This window comes from Mesorhizobium sp. M0676 (assembly GCF_040320535.1).
Taxonomy (GTDB): Bacteria; Pseudomonadota; Alphaproteobacteria; order Rhizobiales; family Rhizobiaceae; genus Mesorhizobium.
Window position 1 is genome coordinate 1 of sequence record NZ_JAMYPU010000040.1, and the last position, 20,390, is coordinate 20,390.

16 protein-coding genes and 3 pseudogenes are annotated in these 20,390 nt (G+C 58.6%); 17 read left to right on the forward strand and 2 right to left on the reverse strand.

Annotated elements, in window-relative coordinates; genetic code table 11:
* Window positions 1–134: 134 nt before the first annotated feature.
* Window positions 135–1,130: a succinylglutamate desuccinylase/aspartoacylase family protein gene (locus NKI35_RS28390; RefSeq protein WP_352742069.1), complete on the reverse strand. Its 996-nt coding sequence runs from the start codon at window positions 1,128–1,130 to the stop codon at window positions 135–137.
* Between the two features lie 585 nt (window positions 1,131–1,715).
* On the opposite strand from NKI35_RS28390, the gene NKI35_RS28395 reads away from it, so the two are divergent.
* The 14 genes and pseudogenes from NKI35_RS28395 to NKI35_RS28465 all read left to right on the forward strand — a co-directional run bounded on the left by NKI35_RS28395 (window position 1,716) and on the right by NKI35_RS28465 (window position 18,827).
* On the forward strand, window positions 1,716–1,970 hold the full coding sequence (locus tag NKI35_RS28395; protein WP_352742071.1) for a transposase: 255 nt from the start codon (window positions 1,716–1,718) through the stop codon (window positions 1,968–1,970).
* Window positions 1,916–2,083, forward strand: coding sequence for a hypothetical protein (locus NKI35_RS28400; protein WP_352742116.1), 168 nt, complete (start codon window positions 1,916–1,918; stop codon window positions 2,081–2,083). The genes NKI35_RS28395 and NKI35_RS28400 overlap by 55 nt, the downstream gene beginning before the upstream one ends.
* Window positions 2,084–3,416: 1,333 nt before the next feature.
* Window positions 3,417–4,670 carry a methylaspartate ammonia-lyase gene (locus NKI35_RS28410; RefSeq protein ID WP_352742073.1) on the forward strand — a complete coding sequence of 418 codons (1,254 nt, stop codon included), beginning with the start codon at window positions 3,417–3,419 and terminating at the stop codon, window positions 4,668–4,670.
* A 15-nt stretch (window positions 4,671–4,685) separates the two neighbouring features.
* Window positions 4,686–5,837, forward strand: coding sequence for a CaiB/BaiF CoA transferase family protein (locus NKI35_RS28415; protein ID WP_352742075.1), 1,152 nt, complete (start codon window positions 4,686–4,688; stop codon window positions 5,835–5,837).
* A 134-nt stretch (window positions 5,838–5,971) separates the two neighbouring features.
* On the forward strand, window positions 5,972–6,874 hold the full coding sequence (locus NKI35_RS28420) for an HpcH/HpaI aldolase/citrate lyase family protein (protein ID WP_352742077.1): 903 nt from the start codon (window positions 5,972–5,974) through the stop codon (window positions 6,872–6,874).
* 129 nt (window positions 6,875–7,003) lie between these two features.
* Window positions 7,004–7,930: a LysR family transcriptional regulator gene (locus NKI35_RS28425; RefSeq protein WP_352742079.1), complete on the forward strand. Its 927-nt coding sequence runs from the start codon at window positions 7,004–7,006 to the stop codon at window positions 7,928–7,930.
* Window positions 7,931–8,118: 188 nt separating this feature from the next.
* Window positions 8,119–9,552 (forward strand): aldehyde dehydrogenase family protein, encoded by a 1,434-nt coding sequence (locus NKI35_RS28430; RefSeq protein WP_352742081.1) that lies wholly within the window; start codon window positions 8,119–8,121, stop codon window positions 9,550–9,552.
* Window positions 9,553–9,558: 6 nt separating this feature from the next.
* A complete protein-coding gene (locus tag NKI35_RS28435) occupies window positions 9,559–11,103 on the forward strand; it encodes a fumarate hydratase (protein WP_352742082.1) in 1,545 nt (514 codons plus the stop codon).
* Window positions 11,104–11,551: 448 nt separating this feature from the next.
* Complete coding sequence (locus NKI35_RS28440; RefSeq protein WP_352742084.1) at window positions 11,552–12,043, forward strand: Lrp/AsnC family transcriptional regulator; 492 nt, start codon at window positions 11,552–11,554, stop codon at window positions 12,041–12,043.
* A gap of 671 nt (window positions 12,044–12,714) precedes the next feature.
* Window positions 12,715–13,757, forward strand: a pseudogene (locus tag NKI35_RS28445) (IS5 family transposase).
* 335 nt (window positions 13,758–14,092) lie between these two features.
* Window positions 14,093–14,203: pseudogene (locus tag NKI35_RS31405) on the forward strand (ATP-binding protein); the annotation flags it as partial.
* A gap of 384 nt (window positions 14,204–14,587) precedes the next feature.
* Complete coding sequence (locus NKI35_RS28455; RefSeq protein ID WP_352742087.1) at window positions 14,588–15,154, forward strand: GNAT family N-acetyltransferase; 567 nt, start codon at window positions 14,588–14,590, stop codon at window positions 15,152–15,154.
* 1,001 nt (window positions 15,155–16,155) lie between these two features.
* The gene (locus tag NKI35_RS28460) at window positions 16,156–17,562 is read left to right on the forward strand and encodes an aminotransferase (protein WP_352742089.1); all 1,407 of its coding nucleotides are present in this window, start codon (window positions 16,156–16,158) and stop codon (window positions 17,560–17,562) included.
* A gap of 536 nt (window positions 17,563–18,098) precedes the next feature.
* The gene (locus NKI35_RS28465) at window positions 18,099–18,827 is read left to right on the forward strand and encodes a LuxR family transcriptional regulator (RefSeq protein WP_352742091.1); all 729 of its coding nucleotides are present in this window, start codon (window positions 18,099–18,101) and stop codon (window positions 18,825–18,827) included.
* A gap of 29 nt (window positions 18,828–18,856) precedes the next feature.
* Here the strand turns inward: NKI35_RS28465 and NKI35_RS28470 are convergent, their stop codons facing one another.
* A complete protein-coding gene (locus tag NKI35_RS28470) occupies window positions 18,857–19,039 on the reverse strand; it encodes a hypothetical protein (RefSeq protein ID WP_352742118.1) in 183 nt (60 codons plus the stop codon).
* Between NKI35_RS28470 and NKI35_RS28475 the strand changes: the two are divergent.
* The 3 genes and pseudogenes from NKI35_RS28475 (at window position 18,971) to NKI35_RS28485 (ending at window position 20,382) form a co-directional block, all read left to right on the forward strand.
* A pseudogene (locus NKI35_RS28475) lies at window positions 18,971–19,539 on the forward strand (acyl-homoserine-lactone synthase). The gene NKI35_RS28470 and the pseudogene NKI35_RS28475 sit on opposite strands and share 69 nt — an antisense overlap.
* Window positions 19,540–19,572: 33 nt before the next feature.
* A complete protein-coding gene (locus tag NKI35_RS28480; RefSeq protein ID WP_352742093.1) occupies window positions 19,573–19,830 on the forward strand; it encodes a transcriptional regulator domain-containing protein in 258 nt (85 codons plus the stop codon).
* Window positions 19,831–20,046: 216 nt separating this feature from the next.
* Window positions 20,047–20,382, forward strand: a complete 336-nt coding sequence (locus NKI35_RS28485; protein WP_352742110.1) for a DUF2285 domain-containing protein — start codon at window positions 20,047–20,049, stop codon at window positions 20,380–20,382.
* Window positions 20,383–20,390 lie beyond the last annotated feature (8 nt).

A 20,390-nucleotide genomic window follows, 5' to 3' on the forward strand; every position in this document is an offset into this window, starting at 1 on the left:
ATCGCTTCCGCTCCTCTCCCAGCCGGGAAACTACAGCGGAAAACTCCAATTCTGAACGGTCCAGTTTCTGGGGATCAGATCAACCTCATCGGTTTTCCCCTTGATCTCCCGTGCGGTCGACGAACATCTGACCCTCAGTGTTCTAACGGTCGCGCGAGAACCGCTACTTCTTCGTGGCCTTGGACATACCCTGCTGATCGGATGGCGTAGACGATGGACGTGGTTGGCGCGCGAATATAGATGGGATCAGCGGACAGTGAATCCATCGGATGCAGGATGCCTATGAGATCTCCATGCCTCACTTCATCCACCACCGAGCAGCGCGGTTCGAACATGCCCGGCGCAGGAGATTTCAACTGGTCGGAGGGATTTGTTTCGAGTGTTTGGCCGGACGTCTGCTGACGGAACGTTGGATACTCGGCTTTGCCCTCGACCAGCCCTAGTGCAATGAGGCCATTTCGCACGCCGGCTTCGTAAATCGTGAGAGCTTCGGCGTGCGTGTCGCCGCCGCCGAATTCAGTGCAAATGAATATCTTGCCTTGGCTATGTACCCAAGTATCGAACATTCCAGCCGTGTCGTCGTGCTCCCAGAGCAACGTCACTGGCAATTTGAACGCTTCTGAAATGCGGAGCGTCTTCGTCATTAAATCGACATCAGCAATAGGGTGTGTGATGATCGACGGTGCACAATCCCATTTCGGTCCGAAACTGTGCAGATCAAGTATGTTGTCCACCATAGGCAACAATAGACTCGAAATCGCGTCTGCGATCCGCTCGCTTACCGAGCCATCCGGTCGACCCGGAAACACTCGGTTGAGATTCTTTTGATCAATTGGCGTATTGCGGGTGCAAGCTTGCACGGCAAGTGGATTGATCTCAGGTACAATGATAATCCTTCCGCACTTCTGCGCTTCGGGAAGCCATTCAACAAGCCGCCGAGCAACAATCGGCCCCTGCAGTTCATTGCCATGGTTTCCGCCAGTGATGAGTAAGCTCGGTCCCTCCCCTTTATTGCAACTGAAGACGGGGAGCGAAAGAGCTTCGCAGTCCGCGCCTTTGGGGACAACAAGGTGCCCCGTGCTTACGCCAGGCGTGTCGAGATCAAACGTAAGATGGGGTGCTTCGCTCATTGTTCATCCTATTGCGAGTGTTCGGGCGACCAGGCGCCGGGTTTGCTTTTCTCCGTTCTATGAGTATGCGCCGAGCTGCTTCAATTCACCAACACAATGTTCCGAGGGGTGCCATCGCGCTCTTAGATGGGTGCCGCTAGCTTGGTGGAACTACTACTGCTGCTCGATGGTGACAAGGGCGCTGCGACAGGTACGTCACGCCTAGTGATGATTACTGCGCCTTCGAAGCCGCTTCTTCGGAACGGCCGGGCAAATCTCAGCGGGCGTCGGCTGGACCGGCTGTCCCAAAAAACATGCGCGAGAAGTCAAGATATGTAGACTGATCGCAAGGCGCACCGCACCAGGACAAAGCGCGCGCTGAAGCTCAACCTGTTTCAACGGCATGACGCATAGTCGATGATCAGCCGAGCGGTCGCGGCTCACAGCGGTCGGCGAGGTTGCTCGTGCTTTTGGCGGCGGCGCTGATACTCGCGGTCTGCGTCGGCAGAACGTACGCCTCCGGCGATGGCCGCCTTGCGCAACCATGGCACGACAGCGAGTCTGCGCTCATAAGGTCGTCCTCACGAGCGTAGTTAGCAGCACGGCATGAGCCATGTGACGTTATTGACCGGGCCTGAGAGGCGGCGTCGTTGGAGTGAAGAGGATCAGTGCCGGATACTGGCCGCGGCATTCGCGCCCGGGGCCACAGTGGTGACGGTAGCGCGTCAGTACGATGTCGCGACGAGCCTGATCTATAAGTGGCGGGGCACGGTGAGAGCCCGCGAGACGGGCTTTGCCGAAGGGTCGTGGTTCCCGCTGAGCCTGTCGCCCCTTCGGTGCCGGCGGCGCCGCCAGCCGTGATCGAGCTGGAGATCGCCGGCAAGGTGCAGTTGCGGATTCCACTGACCACGCCGCCGACTCTGGCGGCGGCGATGGAAGGCGCTGGGCGTTTCACGATCCCGGTTCCGACCTAGGTGCGGATCTGGTTGGCGGTCGGCCGGACCGGTATACGTCGCGGGATGCAAGGCCTCGCTCTGCAGGTTCAGGAGACGTTGGGCCGGGATCGGCATTTATGCATCGGGTGAGATTTTGTGGCGGAGCCGGCCTGGCGCCAGCCGGGGTCTGCCAAATCTGGCATCCTCCGCCACATTAGGCTTCCGCCGTCGCCGATCCTTGCCCCGTCGCCCATTTCCTCGCGTAGCGTCGAACGGCGTCATAGCCGCCCTCTTAGCCGAGGCCAAAAAGCTCCTCGTAGATCCGGATCAGCGTCAGTTGCTCGCGGGCGGCTTGGCTACGGTTGCCGTTCAGAAACGCGTCGAGCTGATCCTGCCACGGACCGATCTTAGGTTGGGGCTCCCGCTCGCGTTCTTAGGTGAACGAGGTTTCATCCGATCGAAGTATCTTGCGGACCGTGTTCCGCGACAGGTGCAGTTCGCGGCAAGTCCGCTCCACCCCTGCACATGAAACGCGCGCCGAACCCGGGCAATCGTATCCACCGACACCATCCCCACACCATCCGCTCGCTACGACGAGCTGATGGTCGCAAATCAACGCATCAGGCAGTCCGGTAACGTTGAAGACTTCAATACACTGACTAAGTGGGGCATCCGCTCCCTTGAATTCTTCTACGGAGAGTGTCGCGTTGTCCGTGCAACAACTGTCGCGATGCGGCGCGGCGACATGAGGCATTGTGTGAGTTAGCAGAATATCGAATCCTTGGATGCCTCACCACCTGAAAGCCCATATTTCCGCAAGGCCTCATGGAGCTCGAGGGTCCATTTGCTCAGCCGGCCATATTCGTAGTGCTTCGAATTGACCGACTCCAAAGTAGCAGAGTCAATTGCATGTCATTGCCCGCATTGTATTCTAGTCTACTTGTGAACATGCCAGACGCTGCAAGCGTGATTCGAGTATAGTCACTTGACTTGTATGGCGGTCTGACTTCCACCAGGACGTGACCCATTTCCTCGAGGAGTGAAGCCGTCCCTTCCGGGGCGCGCAAGACTTCCGCATCCAGATCGATCGCACCCCATCGGCTGGGCAAGTTCCCCCACATAGCGACGGTTTCGGCTGGACTATGATGAAAGGATCGCCAGGATCAGGACCGGAGAAAACATCGCGCATCGTATTGCAAAGAAACAAAAGAGGCAACGGCCGTCCTAATAAGCAACCAGCCATCTCAAAACGCGATGGCACTGTCCGGAACATTATATTGGCGGACCCAAGGGCAAGTGGCACATACTCGGCAGGCAGCGGATCGAATTGCATCCGCCCGTCAACACCGTCCGACAGAACGAGCGAACTGAAGTGCAGATCAAAGACGTGCTCCTCGCGCCAGGAAACGGCGCGTTTTTCTACGACGATCAGGCAGCCATAAGAGCCGGTGCCTCGCAGGACGGTTTTGTCTATTTGGGCGAACCCGTCACGCCCGGCTTCCAATCCATTCGCGTTCCGGCAACTTCGCTAAGTATCGGGCTTGTCCTTGTCGACGAAACCGTCGTTTGGGGCGATATGATGAGCGTTCAGTATTCTGGTGCCGGTGGACGCGATGCGTTGTTCGAAACTGCTCAAATATCCAGTTTGACGTCGCGGGTTGTGGTGCCTCGGCTTGTCAATGCCGATCTGTCTCGCTACCTTGATGCCTGCGCCCAGGTTTTCGAGCCCATCGGACACAAGCGGTTACCTCTCGCGATTGAGTACGGGGTGAGCCAGGCGCTCCTACGCGCAGCAGCCCACCTTCAGCGTAGGACGATGGCGGAGATCGTATGCAGTGAGTTTGACCTGCCCCTGCCAACGCGTAGGGTCCCGATCTACTGCCAGACCGGTGATGCTCGGGAAATCAACGTTGACAAGATGATCCTGAAGGCCGTGGACGTGCTTCCCCACGGACTGATCAACTCGCGGCAGAAATTCGGCGTGGGTGGGCGGACCTTCATGGAGTTCGTGAGGTGGGTTGCAACGCGTACTCGCGCAATCGGCCGCCCCGGCTATCATCCGGTTCTGCATTTCGATGTGTATGGCTGGATCGGTCAGGAAATCGGTCTGGAGCCGCAAACCATCGCCGACTTTATCTGCAAGGTTGCAGATACGGTTCCGGATTTCACGCTCAACATCGAGTGCCCGGCGGACTTTGGTTCCACGCAGGCCCAAATTGATAACTACGCTCGAATTGTATCGATCCTGAATGACCGGGGTTCCAGCGCTCGCATTGTCGTAGACGAGAGGTGCAATACGCTTGAGGACATTCGGCTTTTTGCCGAAGCGAAGGCCACGCATCTCGTTCAAATCAAGACCCCGGATGTGGGCTCAATTGCCGACACGGCGCGTGCCGTTCTTCTGTGCAAAGAGCACAAGGTGGGAGCGTATGTCGGGGGAAGCTGCACTGAGACTGATCTCTCCACCCGGGCTTCGGTCCACATATCGGTGGCAACCCAGGCGGACATGATGCTCGCAAAGCCCGGAATGGGAGTCGATGAGGGATTCTCCGTCGTCGGGAACGAACAGAACCGATTGCTCGCTATGCTGAACCGTCGTCGGACTCAAAACGAAAATGTTGGATGAAAAGCACGATGTCGCATGCAGAACTCTCTTGAGGGGATCACCGTCGTAGCCGTGGAGCAGGCCGTGGCCGCGCCTTATGCATCGTCCCGCCTTGCGGACGCCGGCGCACGTGTCATCAAGATCGAACGGCCGGAAGGGGACTTTGCCCGAAACTACGACAAGTTGGTGCGTGGGCAAAGCGCCTATTTTGTCTGGCTTAATCGGGGTAAGGAGTCAGTGTGCCTGGACTTGAGGTCGGATGCGGACCGGGTCGTCCTTGAATCCCTTATTGCCGTTGCTGACGTCTTCATCCAGAACCTGAAACCCGGCAGCGTCGAAAAACTGGGTTTCGAATCTGCAGATCTGCGTCGACGCTTTCCGCGGCTGATCACCTGCGACATCTCGGGTTTCGGGGAGACAGGGCCGTATTCCCATTTGAAGGCTTATGATCTCATCGTCCAGGCCGAAACAGGTCTTTGCGCGATCACCGGCAACCAACAAGGGCCCGCGCGTGTAGGGGTCTCGGTTTGCGACATCTCGGCAGGCATGACGGCACACAGTGCCATTCTTCAGGCCCTCTATCACCGCGAGGTCACCGGCGAAGGCGCCAGCATTCAGGTGTCACTCTTCGATGCCGTGGCCGACTGGATGAACGTACCGGTTTTGCAACACGACTATAGCAGCTACCACACAGAACGTGCGGGCGTGAAACACCCGTCGCTGGCGCCATATGGCGCCTATCGTTGTGCCGATGGCAAAGAGGTCATTTTTTCGGTTCAGAATGACCGCGAATGGGTAAACTTCTGCGAGAAATTCCTGAAGCAGCCGGAGCTCACACGCGCACCTGGTTTTGCCGACAACATGGAGCGCCTCGGTCACCGGGCGCAACTTGATGAGATCATTGAACGTCGTGTTTCGGAACTATCCTGCTACGAAGCAATGCAGGAGCTTGAGGCAGCCGGTTTGGCATATGGCCGACTGAACGAAGTAGCGGATGTTTCAAAACATCCACACGTTCGCAGGGTCGAGGTTGGCACACCTGAGGGAGTTGTAGACACGATAGCCCCGGCTGCGATCTTCAACTCCGAGCGCCCCTGGTTACGCCCAGTTCCGGCTCTTGGCGCCCACACCGAAGCTGTCCGCGAAGAGGTTCTGGGGCGTTTGCGCGAAAGAGCCGCGTCAGCGTGAGCGGGCATCTTGTCGGTAAGGTGGGCGTGCTCGCGATTTACAGAGCGTGCATGCTTCTGCCTATCCGAGCGTATAGGCCGCCCGGCAAGCTCACTGCCACCGCCCTCGCTAAAATCGGCCGCAGAGGCGACTCCATGATCAAGGACACCGTTCCGGCCGTTGAAAGCGCGATGTCTATGCCCCGCTGGAGATCTCTGCTCTTCGTTCCCGCTCACGTTCCGCGTTTTGTCGAGGCGGCCCATGAGCGCGGTGCAGATGGCGTCATTCTCGACCTTGAGGACTCCGTCCCCCAGGATCAGAAGGGCGAGGCGCGGCGGCAGCTTCCTGAATCCGTGGCAAAGGTAGCCCGCAAGGGCGCGTGTGTTTTGGTCCGCGTGAATCGTGGTTTGCGCGCCTTGACGGCTGATCTCGATGCAGCCGTGATCGCAGGCGTTGACGCACTGGTTCTTCCAAAGACGGATTCGGCAGAGTGGGTATCAGAGATCGCGAATGCGGTTTCAGAACTTGAACGAGAAAGAAATCTTCCACTGGGACGCATCCGGTTCCTTGCCCAGATCGAGACCCCGCGCGCCTTGCAAAGGCTGCCGGCCATAGCGACCGCGCATCCAAGGATGATCGCAATGGCGCTTGGTCCGGAAGACTTCAGTGCCGCTGTTGGCGGCGCCCCGGAATTCGACCTTCTGTTGACGCCAAACCTTGCAGTTCTTTTTGCTGCCCGTGCGGCCGGCTTGCTCCCACTGGGCTTCATAGGAAGTATTGGCGAGTTTTCGGACACTCATAAACTTCGTGAAGCCGCGGCGCATGCGCGACGGCTTGGCTTCGCCGGAGCCTTGGCGATCCATCCGACACAGGTGGGCATTTTCAACGAGGCTTTCTCTCCAAGTGCACAGGAAGTCGAGTGGGCCCGCGCTGTTGTTGCAGCGGAGAACGATGCCGCCGCCCGCGGAGTGTCTGCATTCTCGTTGGATGGTCGGATGGTTGATCCGCCTGTGGTGCGGCGCGCCCACGAAATCCTGACCCTCGCCGGTAACAACTGACTTACCTGCGGTCAATGGTCCGGCCGGGAACCTTTCCTGGTGTCTGCAGGAAGTATTACTTGCGGCCCATCTCGTTTCGAGATAAACGCGAGGGACTGGGAAGAGTTGCCCCTCAGGTGGGTTTAAGTCGTGGATGTCAGGCAATTAAAATACTTTGTCGGCATAGTGGAAGCCGGCAGTTTCACGAAGGCTGCTTCGGTCCTGCATGTCGCTCAGAGTGCCCTTAGCCTCCATGTGCGTCAACTGGAGGAAGGCTTCGGCACTAAGCTGCTAGTACGCGACAGGACCGGCATCAGTGTGACCGCCTCTGGATCCAAACTGCTTGAGCGGGCGCGCACGATTCTGAGAGAGATTCGACTCACCGAGATAGAACTGACCAACACGGTGGCTTCTCCTTCCGGAGAGGTGACCATCGGCATTCCGTCCGGGGCCGCGCGTGTCCTTAGCGGTCCGCTGCTTGAATCGGTAAGAGACGAGCTGCCAAGGATCTCCCTCAAGATGATCGAGGGCATGACCGGACCGCTGGAAGAATGGATGGCTGCGGGCCGGTTCAATCTGGCTGTCCTTTACCGCACTGCGGAGAGCGCGGGGCGGATGACGGTGCTGGCACGCGAAGAATTTTACCTGGTGGTGCCGCCGGGTCAACCGCCTTTCGAAGACGAGATATCGCTCGCCGATCTGCATGCGTTCCCACTAGCGGTTCCCATGCGCAACAACAATGTCAGGCGTTCGGTGGCTGATGTGGTTGCGCAGCACGGTTGTGTGCTTGACGTCAGATTCGAAGTCGACTCCCTTTCCACGATCATTAACATGGTCATGAAGGGAAAAGCGCATTCTATCCTTGCCCCGTCGGCCATTCAAAGGGAAGCCTCTCAGGGACAGGTCCGAACGGTTAAAATCATTGATCCAGTGATTACCCGCTCCGTTGTGCTTGCCGTCAACCCCAAAGATGAGCAATCTCCCGCTGTCTCTGCTGTCCGCAAGCTGATACCCAATGTCACCAGGACATTAATCGAGACCGGGCAGTGGCCTGCCACGGCTCCAGACCGGGCTTAGGCAAATCCGTCAAACCGAGTCCTGTCAGGCTTCCACGGCGGGGCCCAGTCGGGCATCAATCTGGATTCGAGATGGTTTTGGGCGACATTCCATATTTGACCTAGCGTGACCATCGCGATGAGACTGCAGGGAAGTGACCGATGGCCGGAGGGATCGGCTGGTCTCGCAGTGGCAGGATGGAGCATTGGATGCCGAACGCAACGAGCTATCAGCTTTTCATCAATGGCAGATGGCGAGCCGGTGGTAGCGGAGCCACTCTGCCGGTCATCAATCCGGCAACGGAGATGGTATTTGCCTCGGTGGCTTCGGCGACGATATCGGACCTGGACGAGGCCCTCGCTTCGGCAGAGCGCAGCCGCAAGGCCTGGTCATCACGGCCTGCAAAAGATCGTGGCGAAATTCTCGTAACAGCCGCCAGAAATCTGGCAGCAAAGGTTGAAGCGGCAGCCAAGAATCTGTCGGCGGAACAGGGAAAAACAATTGCCGAAGCGGCCGGTGAATACGCCCGCGCTGTCGAAACACTGGAGTGGAACGGCACTCACGCCGAAGAGCTGTCGGCCCCGATTGCGATGGGACCGAGCCGGATGATCGTTCCCGAGGCGCTTGGCGTCGTTGCCGCCTTTACGCCATGGAACTATCCCGCCGTTCTCATCGCCCGCAAGCTCGCTCCCGCTTTGGCGGCAGGCTGCCCGGTGATCCTCAAGGGGGCTGAAGAGACACCAAGCGCGGCTGTCCATTTCGTCGAAGCCTTGCAAGAAGCGGGTCTTCCGGACGGCGTGGTCAATCTCGTCTTTGGCGTGCCGGTGCAGATATCTCGCCATCTCCTCAGCTCGCTAATCGTGAAGGTGTTGACATTCACGGGCTCTACCGAGGTTGGAAAACAGCTCGCCAAGCTCGCCGCCAATAACTTGCAGCGGTGCGTTCTTGAACTCGGTGGGCACTCCCCGGTCATTGTATGCGAGGATGCCGACCTGGCAAAAGCTATACCGGCAATTTCGGAATACAAGTTCGAGTGCGCTGGCCAGAGTTGCAATGCGCCCAGCAGGATCCTCGTCGCGCGACCGCTCTACGAGGAGTTTCTAGCCCGGATGACCGAGGTCGCCCGCACGATCAGGATCGGTCCACCGGACGATCCTGCGACAAAGATGGGACCAATGGCGAATGCTCGGCGAATTGAGGCCATGCAGCGCCTGGTAAGGGATGCGGTCGATCGCGGCGCAAACATCGAAACCGGCGGCGCCCGCCTTGGCCAGCCGGGTTTTTACTGGCCGCCAACGATCCTGACAGGCGTGCCGAAGGATGCGAGAGTGCTTCATGACGAGCCGTTCGGACCGATCCTCACCGTGGCGCCGTTCGACACGATCGAGGACGCGATCGATCAAGCCAACGCCACTGACTATGGCTTGGCCGCCTACTTCTTCACTGGTGCCGAGGAAGCCAAAAGGACGTTGATCGGCGGTCTGTCGGCCGGTGCGCTTAGTGTAAATTACCTTAAAGGCGTTTCCGCCGATGCGCCGTATGGAGGCGTCAAACAGAGCGGGTATGGATATGAAGGGGGCGAGCAGGGGGTACGGAGCTTCCAAAGCCTGAAACTGGTCAACGGGTTCGGCGCATGCGGATGAGTTTTCGTGAATAGGACAAGATCGACCATTGCTGGGGAGGATATCACAAAGAGCGTCGCAGACGCCCTTCAGTACATCTCGTATTACCATCCCCCCGACTATATCCGGTCCCTTTCGCGGGCATACGCTCGCGAACTAAGCCCGGCGGCGAAGAACGCCATCGGCCAGATTTTACTGAACTCTCGCATGGCGGCCTTCGGACGGCGTCCGATCTGCCAGGACACCGGTCTCGTAGTTGTCTTCGCCAAGGTCGGCATGGGCGTCCACATCCAGTCAGCGGTCAGTTTCGCTGACCTCGTGAATGAGGGCGTCCGCCAAGCATACCTCGACCCCGACAATCCCCTTCGACCATCGATCGTCTCGGACCCGCTTGCCGGGCGAGCGAACACGCGAGACAACACACCGGCAGTCGTCCACGTCGACCTCGTGGCCGGCAACCACATTGAGATCACTATCGCAGCAAAAGGCGGCGGGTCCGAAAACAAGGCGCGTTTCACCACCCTGAACCCCAGTGCTTCCGTTGCCGGCTGGGTGGTCGACACCGTTTCGACGCTGGGCAGCGGATGGTGCCCGCCCGGGCTGATCTCGGTCGGCATCGGTGGCAGCGCTGAAAAGGCGATGCTGCTTGCCAAAGAAGCCATGAACGACCCGATCGACATGGCGGATCTGATCGCCAGAGGCCCCTCAAGCGCGGAGGAGGCGCTGCGGATCGAGCTTTATGAGCGAATTAACGCGCTAGGCATCGGGGCTCAGGGCCTAGGCGGCTGGACCACCGTCGTTGACGTCAAGGTTGCTACCTATCCCACACATGCCGCGTCCAAGCCCGTCGCCCTAATTCCGCAATGCGCGGCTAACCGGCACCTGAAGTTCACCTTGGACGGCTCTGGACCCATCAGGCTTGAGCCGCCTGACCTTTCCGAATGGCCCCAGATCGGTCATGAGGACTTGCACACAGCCGGCGTCCGCCGGGTCAATCTCGATGCGCTCACGAAGGAAGAGACGGCATCGTGGCGCTGCGGGGAAACCCTTCTTTTGTCCGGAAAGATGCTGACCGGCCGTGACGCCGCCCACCAGCGAATGGTCGATCTGATCGATGCCGGCAAGCCGCTCCCGGTCGATCTGCGCGGACGCGTGATCTACTACGTCGGACCAGTCCGTGCGGTGAGGAATGAGGTCGTCGGGCCGGCCGGCCCGACAACCTCCAGCCGCATGGACGGTTTTACTGAAAAGATGCTCGCCGAGACCGGGCTATATGCGATGGTCGGCAAAGCGGAGAGGGGCCCAGTGGCCATCGAGTCGATTGCCAGACACAGAACGCCCTATCTCATCGCAGTGGGTGGCGCTGCGTACCTGATTTCAAAATCGATCAAAGCGGCGCGGCTGATTGCCTTCGAGGATCTGGGCATGGAAGCCATCTATGAATTCGAAGTGGAGGACATGCCCGTCATCATGGCTGTCGATGTTGAGGGAAACTCCCTTCATAGTGACGGGCCCCTGGAATGGCGTAAGCGCATGGCCGCCGACAGCATCGCCCGTAGCATCGGCGTTTGAGTTCCGGGCTGCGCGACCCGCCCAGACTCCCGCCTCGAATTTTGGGCCGTTCGGTAACACGAGGCGGCCACTGTGGTTCAGCTCCACGTCGAGCCGGACAGAAAGGCTTTCAAGTCGCTCTCGATTCCAAACGCCAAGTGTAAAGACTGGATCGACCTGCCATCATTTCGATCCAGGCTCGGGGTGCTGTCGAGGAGTGCCAATCGGGTCAAGCACCGAAGCACCAAAAAGATGCGCCATTCATCTACGAGGAGGCCCGCGGCCGACAGTGGATCTCTGTTCTGCAGCATTCTGTTTGGAATCGTTCTCAATTCCCCTGATTTATACAACCTCGCAGTGAAGCTTCCAAGCCGAGGACGAATGACGCCCGTTATATTCGTTCGCTTCGATTGATGATGGAACTGTTGGCGCTAATTGCGCTACGACTACCACTTGAGAGCAAAAGGTCATGAAGCCGAAACCCGATCCTGTGCGACTAGACGCCTGGGATGTCCGGATCCTCTCAGAGGTCCAGTCAGATGGCCGGATTTCGAAAAGCGAGCTCGCAAAACGTGTTCACCTTTCGGCGTCGGCCTGTTCGGAGCGGCTCCGCGTGCTGCAAGCCGCAGGCATCATTGAGGGATTCTATGCGCGGCTAAGTCCAGCCCTCATGGGGGGCATTATCGCTATAATGGTTGAGGTGGTTCTCGATCGCCATCGTCTCGAGGACCAGCGGAACTTCGAGGCTGCGATCCAACAGCTTCCGGAAATCCTGGACTGCTGGGCTATCGGAGGGCGGATCGACTATCTGATGCGCGTTTCATCGCCGTCCATGGCTGCGTATCAGGATTTCATGGAGGGATTGCTGCAGGCAGGCTTGGGTATCAACCAATACTACAGCCTTGTCGTGACGAAGCCAGTGAAGGCCAATTCACCAATTCCGTTGTCGTCCCTGAAGTAGAGATAAAATCTGAAGTGTTGTTAACACAGTCCTCCTCCATCCGGCGAATTCGTTGGGACCAAAAACGGAAATTCAGGCGAATTTTGAGATGCATTTACGGTGCAAAGAGGCGTTCAGCGGGGCCGCTCCGTCAATTTGTCAGGCGGAGAGTAACGCCGAGGCGCTGGCAACAACGCGGTTCGAGACGCCGCCGGGCGACAGCCGCAGATCGAGTTCGGCGAGCGTCTGGTCGAGTTCGGCGGCGCAAAGATCAAGTCATTCGTGTCGTGGCGACCCTCGGGAATTCGCGACGGCTGCATGTGCGTGCGTTCCGTGCCGAGAAGCAGGAGCACTGGTTCGCCGGGATCGAGAGCGCGTTCTCGACTTGGCGGCGTGCCGGAAGAAGTTCTGATGGACAACCCGCGCGGGCTCGTCTGCGCCACGACGCGGCGAGCCGGTCGGTTGAGTTCAACGACAAGCTCATCGCGTTCGCAAAGCATTGAGGCTTCCGTCCTGGCGCCTGCGCGCGAGAGGCGATCCTGGCTGGATAGACAGCGCAGTTCTCGACGGCGACGACGCTGGTCTCGCCGAGGCGCACGGCGAGCGGCGCCTAGCAGGCTGTTGAAAAAGGGGGCTCGCGACGGTCCCAGGTTTCGTGATTCACTCTGACCACGAAGAGGTGGGAGTGAATCGTGCGGGGCGGAGACGAACAGACGGGCGAGTTGTTCAGCTACGTAGACCTTGAGGTGCGGGTGCGGCGCGATCATCCGTTGCGGACGATTCGGGCGATTGTGAACGAGGCGCTTTCGGCATTGGAGCGGGAGTTCGCGGCGCTGTACTCGCCGATCGGGCGGCCGTCGATCCCACCGGAGAAGCTGCTGCGGACGATGCTGTTGCAGGCGTTCTATTCGATCCGCTCGGGACGGCTTTTGATGGAGCGGCTGGAATACGATCTTCTGTTCCGCTGGTTCGTCGGCATCGGCGTCGATGCTGCTGCTTGAGACCATCCGGTATTCTCGAAGAACCGCGACCGGCTGCTGGAGGGCGACATCGCGGCGAACTTCCTGGCTGCCGTGCTGGCGCAGCCGAAGGTGAAGAAGCTTCTGTCCACGGACCACTTCTCGGTCGACGGCACACTGATCGAGGTGTGGGCGTCGATGAAGAGCGTCAAGCCGAAGGACGGCCCAAGCGGTGGTCATGGCGAACCGCCGGCAGGATGGCGGCGGACGCAATGCGGAAGCGGACTTCCACGGCGAGAGGCGATCGAACGAGACGCATGCCTCGACCACCGATCCCGACGCCAGGCTCTACCGCAAGGGGCGGGGCAAGGAGGCGAAGCTGTGCTTCATGGGGCATGGGCTGATGGAGAACCGCCGTGGCCTTCTGGCCGACGCCTGCCTGACGCTTGCCGACGGGCATGCCGAGCGGGTGGCGGCACTCCATATGATCGAGCCTCGTGCGGATCGGCCGGCTGCGATCACGCTCGGCGCCGACAGCGCAGAACACCAGCGGCCGCTGTTCGGCGATCGACGGGCGCACGACGCGGCACGGCGGCTATGCCGTCAGCCAACGTATCCGCAAGCGCATTGAGCAGGCGTTCGGATGGATCAAGACCGTCGCCGGACAGGCGAAGACGAAGTTGCGTGGCCGCGACCGTGTCGGATGGGCCTTCAACTTCAGCGCCGCCGCGTACAATCTAGCGCGGCTACCGAAGCTGCTAGCGGTGCCGACATGACCGCGCCTGCTGGCTGCCAGTTGATGGGCCGCTGGCGGATCATCGCAGCTGACCTGTGGGATCGAGGCTATCTCGACCTCGGCGGACCCGCCACGATCACCATCGGGGCTGATAACCACGGCGAGATCGCCTTTGGCGCCCTCCAAGCCAGCCTCGATCTCGGCTACAGTCCTCGATGGTCTTCTTCACAAGGCCGGCTGCGACGAGATGGACGAAGTCACTGGCGACGGCTCCGCCGAAATGCTCGACGGCGGCTCGATCGAGATCACCTTCGCCTATCACAACGGCGACGAGGCGATCCTCAAATCCAAGCGAGATACATCTTCAACAGCCTGCTAGACGAGAAACTGCTGGCGCTGTCCAAACCAAAGCTGCTGATCGTCTACGAGTGCTTGCCTCTGCAGCCCGACGCGGCGCACCCGTTCTTCCGGCTGGTCAGCCGGCGCTAGGTGACGGACGTCCGACCATCTAGACTCAGGGTTAACAGATCCGGCCGCATTTCCACAGTCGCCACGGTGCCTGCATAGCCGGAGCAGGTGTTCATTTCGCCACCAGCGTCGCCAGAAAGCGGGGCGTGTAAGTGATGATCCAATTCATCCCCTTTGCCTCCCAAGGTTGAAATCATTTGGTAGAGTTAACCTAAATCGAACTGCAAATAACATCGTCGATCGTGCAATTCCGCACCGCTCAGTTTAACGAATATTCCGCATCGCCACGAAGAAATTGTCACAATTATTCATAGAAACTTAACCCAAGGAATGCGCTGGAGATCATAGTCTCACATCGTGGAGTTGCCAATCGCCAGTGCAGCCTTAAAAAAGGGACATCTCATGCATATCCTAGAAACGCCACGCCTACTCCTAAGGCCAACGTCGCCTAGCGACGAGCTACTTCTACATGGACTTCATAGCGATCCGTTCGTAGTGAATGCTATCAGAGATGGAGTCGTTCCGACGATAGATCATTCGAAAGCTGCGTTGCATGATTTGATTGATCATTGGCAGAAATATGGCTTTGGCTTATCTATGGTGTTTGTCAAGGATGAGGATCAAACCAGAACATTCGCTGGGTATTCTGGATTGATGTGCCGTGACCCGTTTCTGCTTGAGGATCCGAACAGCGCTGAACTCGTAACCTGTCTCCACCTTGCCGCCTCCGGGAAAGGAATCGCGGTCGAGGCTGGAAGGGCGGTAGTCCAATTTGCTTTCGACCATTTAAAGCTCGACAAAGTGGTGGCGTTCATTCGCCCAAATAATAAACGGTCAATACTAAAAAATATGAAAATCGGTTTCTTCTATGTGAAGGATATAACTTATGGAGAAAGTACCAGGCGTCAATTTGAGGTCTCTCGGGCCACCGCGATAAGGGCCGATAAACTGATTGTTTCCAATCAGTAGAATCAAGGACAATTGAAATCTGGTCTCGCAGCCAGCGCTTAATAACTGGAACGCGAAGTGTGGGGGATGGACGTTTGACGCCGCGCCGAGAGGCTTGTGACGGTCTGCAGATGCGCGATGCTTCACCTGCCGCGGCAGCAGTGTGCGGCCCTGCTGCAATCACCAGTTGATCTCAGCCAAGCAGCCCCGCTCCGTCTCGACGCCTACCAACCTCTCACCATCGGTATGGAATCTCGTAACCGCGCAGTGCTGCATCATTCGTCCGCCATGGTCCTGCATCCCCAGGCATAGCCCTTGGACCGTGCGGTGTGGATTAGCGTACCCGCCGGCCACGGTGTCGGCGACATGCGGAATGCGTTCCTGATGTTACTTCCTGTAATCCGCTCGCCGGACGGATCAATACCCGCGACAGCATGCCGGCGGTCACCCACGTCGACCTCGTGCCGGGCAGCCACACCACCGCTGCAAAAGGCCGCGGATCCAAAAACAAAGCGCGGTTCGCCACCCGGGGGGGCACCGTTGCGGGCACGTCCGCGAAAGCGGCTGCGCGAACTGCCTTTTGCCGCATGCACAAGCGCGAGATCGAACCCCTGCCAGGACAAGATGCCGGTGACGAGGCCCTGATCCAGCCGGCGGGGTGCGATCAGCGCACATTAACAGGTGCTGAGCCCCCTCCGCCACCAGCGAAAGTTCCTGCGGATCATACTAAACACATGCGGAAAGTTCGTTGGGCTGCTTTACAGCGTTCTCGGGGAATGCGGTACCCTCGCAACCATCGCTGCAGAACAGACATGGCGACTCCGCACTGATCCCTTGGTCCGCTTCAAGAGAAGCTAAACTCAAGAAACGTTGGTTTTCACTGAGTTCGAGCCCGATTTTCGCGAATTCGGCGGCTAAAGAGGCGCATTCCGGTGAAACTCAAGTGGCGTTTACAGTATGTTTGTTTTCACTAAGGCGGCTGGGTGAGTGTCTTCTGCCTACTGCTGGCAAGGAGGGGTACTATGAGCTTGAGCAATCTGGGGACCGAGCAGCTGCGGGAGAAGGACCGAAGCTTCGTCTTTCATCCGTCCACACACTTGGCCAAGCACAGCCGCGGCGAGACACCAAACAGGATCATGGCCGGTGCGGAAGGCGTGTACATCTGGGATACGGAGGGTCGGAAAAGTCTCGACGGTTTCGGCGGGCTCTACTGCGTTAATATGGGATATGGATGCACGGAGATCGCCGATGCCATCGCCCGGCAAGCGCATGAGCTGCCGTTCGCGCATGTCTATGCCAGCCAGGGAACTGAGCCAGTTGCCCTTTTGGCAGAGGCGGTGGTCGAATATTTCGGTCAGAACATGCGAAGGGTCTATTTCGGCCTTTCCGGCTCCGACGCCAACGAAACCAATATCAAGCTGGTCTGGTACTACAATAACATCCTCGGCCGCCCTGAAAAGAAGAAGATCATCTCGCGGCATCGCGGATATCACGGGTCCGGGCTGGTCACCGGTAGCCTGACAGGCCTTCCCTTTTTTCACGATTTCTTCGACCTGCCTCTGAATTTGGTGCGCCATACGACGACGCCGCACCATTACCGCCAGGCACATGAGGGGGAAACTGAAGAAGTCTTTTCCAAGCGCTGTGCCAACGAACTTGAAACTCTCATCCTCGCTGAAGGCCCGGAGACGGTTGCAGCCTTCATTGGAGAGCCGGTACTTGGAACCGGCGGCATCGTTCCGCCCCCTGAGGAATACTGGACTGCGATTCAGGGGGTGCTTGACAAGTACGATATCCTTCTTATCGCCGATGAAGTGGTCTGCGGCTTCGCGCGAACAGGTGAGAAATTCGGTTCCCATCTCTATGGCATGCGTCCGGATTTCGTGACCATCGCCAAGGGCTTGAGTTCAGCCTACCTGCCTATCTCCGGGTCAATCATCGGCGATCGCGTCTGGTCGGTGTTGGAACAAGGAACGGAAAAGCACGGCCCACTCGGCCATGGCTGGACATATTCCGGTCACACGCTTTGCGCTGCCGCAGCGCTTGCCAACATCAAATTGCTAAAGGAAAGAAACATCCTGGAACATGTTCGGGACGTCGGACCCTATTGGCAAGCCCGCATGAAAGCCGAAATGGAAGGACATCCCATTGTCGGCGAGGTTCGCGGCGTCGGCATTTTATCCGCCGTGGAGCTGATGCGGGATCCGAAGGGCCGGGTGCCATTTGAACCCGGACTTCAGGTCGGCGTGCGGGTCGCCGCTGCTTTGTTTGAAAATGGTGTCATAGGCCGCGCCATGCCGCATGGGGATATCCTCGGCTTTGCCCCACCTCTCATCATTACCCGAAAAGAGATCGACATCATCGTCGATGCGACTGCGAAATCAGTCGATACGACCTATCGCGCGCTGAAGGCGGAAGGCGCGTTATGATCTGGCGTGAGATGACGCCTTCAACTCGGATCGGCCGCGATATTCACGTGCGGCAGCCCTGTGGCCTCATGGGCAGGGGGCGCAACAATCCGCTTGGCTTTTAAGGCAACTTGCATGGAGGGTTGCGAACCGATGCTGAAATGCGACGTCAATCCCGAAAAACACAGTGCCGCCTTCGCGTCCGAAGACGGCTCACCTGAGCTGCTGCAAGAATGTAGAGGTGACGCTCTCACAGACCACAGACCGCAATCTACCGTGAGGCGGAGCTCTCCATGGAGCAGTCTCAACCGCACGCAAAAAGACACCCCGACCGCAATGAAGTGAAACCCAAGATGACAACTGTCACCTGCTAACAGATGGCGCTGGAATGAGGTCTCGACGTCGATAACAGCGCCGTCGAAGCACGTATCGCCCTCCCAAGGCGCACGGCCCGGCACGGAGCTCAGTCTCCGGCCGGGCCTTCAACCCAGAATGGCTGCGCATTGGCCGGCCCGTCTTGGCTCCTGGAGGGGGCCAGAACTCACTGCAGTTTAGCTATGCAAGACGCTTTTCATAGATTTGTAGAGCAGATCGCAGACAGCGCTGACGCGACGGACCTGCGCAACGCTCTGGGCGAGATTGCCTCTTCGCTCGATTTGCCGTCTTTTGCCTATCTTTTCCCTTCGCCTGGCAAGGGCCGCAAGGTACGCCTGATTTCCACCTACCCTCAATCCTGGACATCTCACTACCTTCACAGTCGGTATGAAAAGATAGACCCGGTTATCCATCAGGCGCGTGGTGGTCAGGAACCGTTCAACTGGGATGCGCACGGTGCTGATCTCGAACTATCGACGCAGCAGCGACAACTGATGGATGAGGCGACGCAATTTGGCATTCACTGCGGCTTCACGATCCCGATCCATGACAGCACCGGTACTTTTGCAGCACTGACCTTCGCCTCCGATGAAAGGCGACCACCGTTCTTTCGCCTGATTGATCGATATGATCGCGTGCTGCAGCTCATCGCGGTCTTCTTCCATCTTCATGCCTGTCGCAAGCTGGCCGACGGCAGGACCGTGGCTGGCGTTGCCCTATCGCGAAGGGAAATGGAATGTCTGAAGTGGGCGGCTCGCGGCAAGACGGCGTGGGAGATAGGCCGCATCCTTGGGATCAGTCCGCGCACCGCGGCCTATCATCGGGATAACGCCAGGAAGAAGCTTAACGTGAAGACAGCTATTCAGGCAGCTGTTCGGCTTGCACTGTCTCGGCCATCTCTCTTCACCTGATCTCCGAAACCTGGCACACACAGGTTGTATCAACTCCGGCCTTTGCCTTCAATCGCAGGTGTTATCCATGCGAGGGAGAAGCCATCATGATGCAGTTGATGACGCCGGATTGCTACGATGAGTTCAGCGACGAGTTCGAGCAGATGCATCGCTTGCGGTATCGCGTTTTCAGGGATCGACTTGATTGGGACGTTTCGTTCAGCGGCGGCCATGAGGTCGATCCGTTCGACGCGCTTCGTCCCCACTACCTATTGTTGCGTGCGCCCGAGCACGCATCGACGGCTGCGTGCGCCTGTTGCCGACTACAGGACCGACGATGCTGCGCGATAGCTTCTTCGCTCTCCTTGCCGACCGTCCAGCGCCGGAAGATCCGCGTGTTTGGGAAAGTAGCCGTTTTGCGCTTGATCTGCCGCCTTCCGCGCCCAAACAGGCGGGCATCGCATTTGGCACCTACGAGCTGTTTGCCGGAATGGTCGAGTTTGGTTTGTCACGCGATCTGCGCAGCATCGTCACCGTAACCGATCTGCGAATAGAGCGGATCTTGCGTCGCGCCGGCTGGCCACTCGAACGGTTGTCCGATCCGCAAACAATTGGCAACACACGTGCTGTTGCCGGACATCTCGACGTTTCGACAGAGAGCTTGGAAGCCCTCCGTCGCAATAGCGGGCTCAAGGGCCCAGTCCTGTGGACCCCGGTCATGAAGATCGCCTGAGCCTGCAATCCAACCCTTTCTGGAAATGATGCAATGGTCGAAACAAGACCTGGCCCTGCTTGGCCAGACAGGCACGATGATCGTGCCTATGGCTATGTCGAGCAGCTCACCAGCCGGGGCTGGGCCTGGGAATTCCTCAGGCGCAATCCGGACTTCCAGAAGGATCTGGCGAACGCGCTACGCGGTGCCGAACGCACGAAGGCCCAGTCCGTGGACATTATCAGCCTGCCTTCGAACACTGTTGATCTCGCACGGTGGGGCCTTCTGTTTTGCAAGCTCAAAAGGAACTGATGCGAGCGTCTTTTGGTGCCCTGCCAATGTCCGCATGTTTTGCCCGTTGTTGCCGAAAAGGCGGCGCGGCCGCGCGGGGTGGACGTGCTTGATCTCGCCCCGCGCTCCTGCCGCATCTCCGTACTCATCACGCGGGACGGGCATCAGCACCTCCTGGCCGAGGACAGTGGCAGGAGCTTCCAGCTGGCTGCCTCCGGCGTCAGCATCCTCGAACCTGTGCGATTGACATCCTCCGTCCTCTGGTCGCCAGAGGAATTGAAGCAACGCCTGAACGCCTTGGAATGTCTGAACAGCCTCTGTTGGACCGGCAGGCTGCAACCAGGATTTTTTCCGACCGAGCCCCGTTGCTCGCGGTTGCGCCGAGTGTTGCGTGCTCTCGACGGCTTCATCGCTGGCGCATCACACCGCGAAATCGCCCTTGCTCTCTTCGGCAGAACCCGCGTCGAGCAGGACTGGGCCGACCCCGGTGACCATCTTCGCGACAGCGTCCGCCGTGCAGTCAGACGCGGGCGCTCGCTAATGAACGGTGGTTATAAGCGTCTTCTTCTATAACGCCACCA

Excerpts from the sequence above, each read along its gene's own strand:
- NKI35_RS28390 (WP_352742069.1), bottom strand. The coding sequence starts at position 1,130 with ATGAGCGAAGCACCCCATCTTACGTTTGATCTCGACACGCCTGGCGTA.
- NKI35_RS28395 (WP_352742071.1), top strand. The coding sequence starts at position 1,716 with ATGAGCCATGTGACGTTATTGACCGGGCCTGAGAGGCGGCGTCGTTGG.
- NKI35_RS28415 (WP_352742075.1), top strand. The coding sequence starts at position 4,686 with ATGCAGAACTCTCTTGAGGGGATCACCGTCGTAGCCGTGGAGCAGGCC.
- NKI35_RS28420 (WP_352742077.1), top strand. The coding sequence starts at position 5,972 with ATGATCAAGGACACCGTTCCGGCCGTTGAAAGCGCGATGTCTATGCCC.
- NKI35_RS28430 (WP_352742081.1), top strand. The coding sequence starts at position 8,119 with ATGCCGAACGCAACGAGCTATCAGCTTTTCATCAATGGCAGATGGCGA.
- NKI35_RS28440 (WP_352742084.1), top strand. The coding sequence starts at position 11,552 with ATGAAGCCGAAACCCGATCCTGTGCGACTAGACGCCTGGGATGTCCGG.
- NKI35_RS28455 (WP_352742087.1), top strand. The coding sequence starts at position 14,588 with ATGCATATCCTAGAAACGCCACGCCTACTCCTAAGGCCAACGTCGCCT.
- NKI35_RS28460 (WP_352742089.1), top strand. The coding sequence starts at position 16,156 with ATGAGCTTGAGCAATCTGGGGACCGAGCAGCTGCGGGAGAAGGACCGA.
- NKI35_RS28465 (WP_352742091.1), top strand. The coding sequence starts at position 18,099 with ATGCAAGACGCTTTTCATAGATTTGTAGAGCAGATCGCAGACAGCGCT.
- NKI35_RS28470 (WP_352742118.1), bottom strand. The coding sequence starts at position 19,039 with ATGGCCGCCGCTGAACGAAACGTCCCAATCAAGTCGATCCCTGAAAAC.
- NKI35_RS28480 (WP_352742093.1), top strand. The coding sequence starts at position 19,573 with ATGGTCGAAACAAGACCTGGCCCTGCTTGGCCAGACAGGCACGATGAT.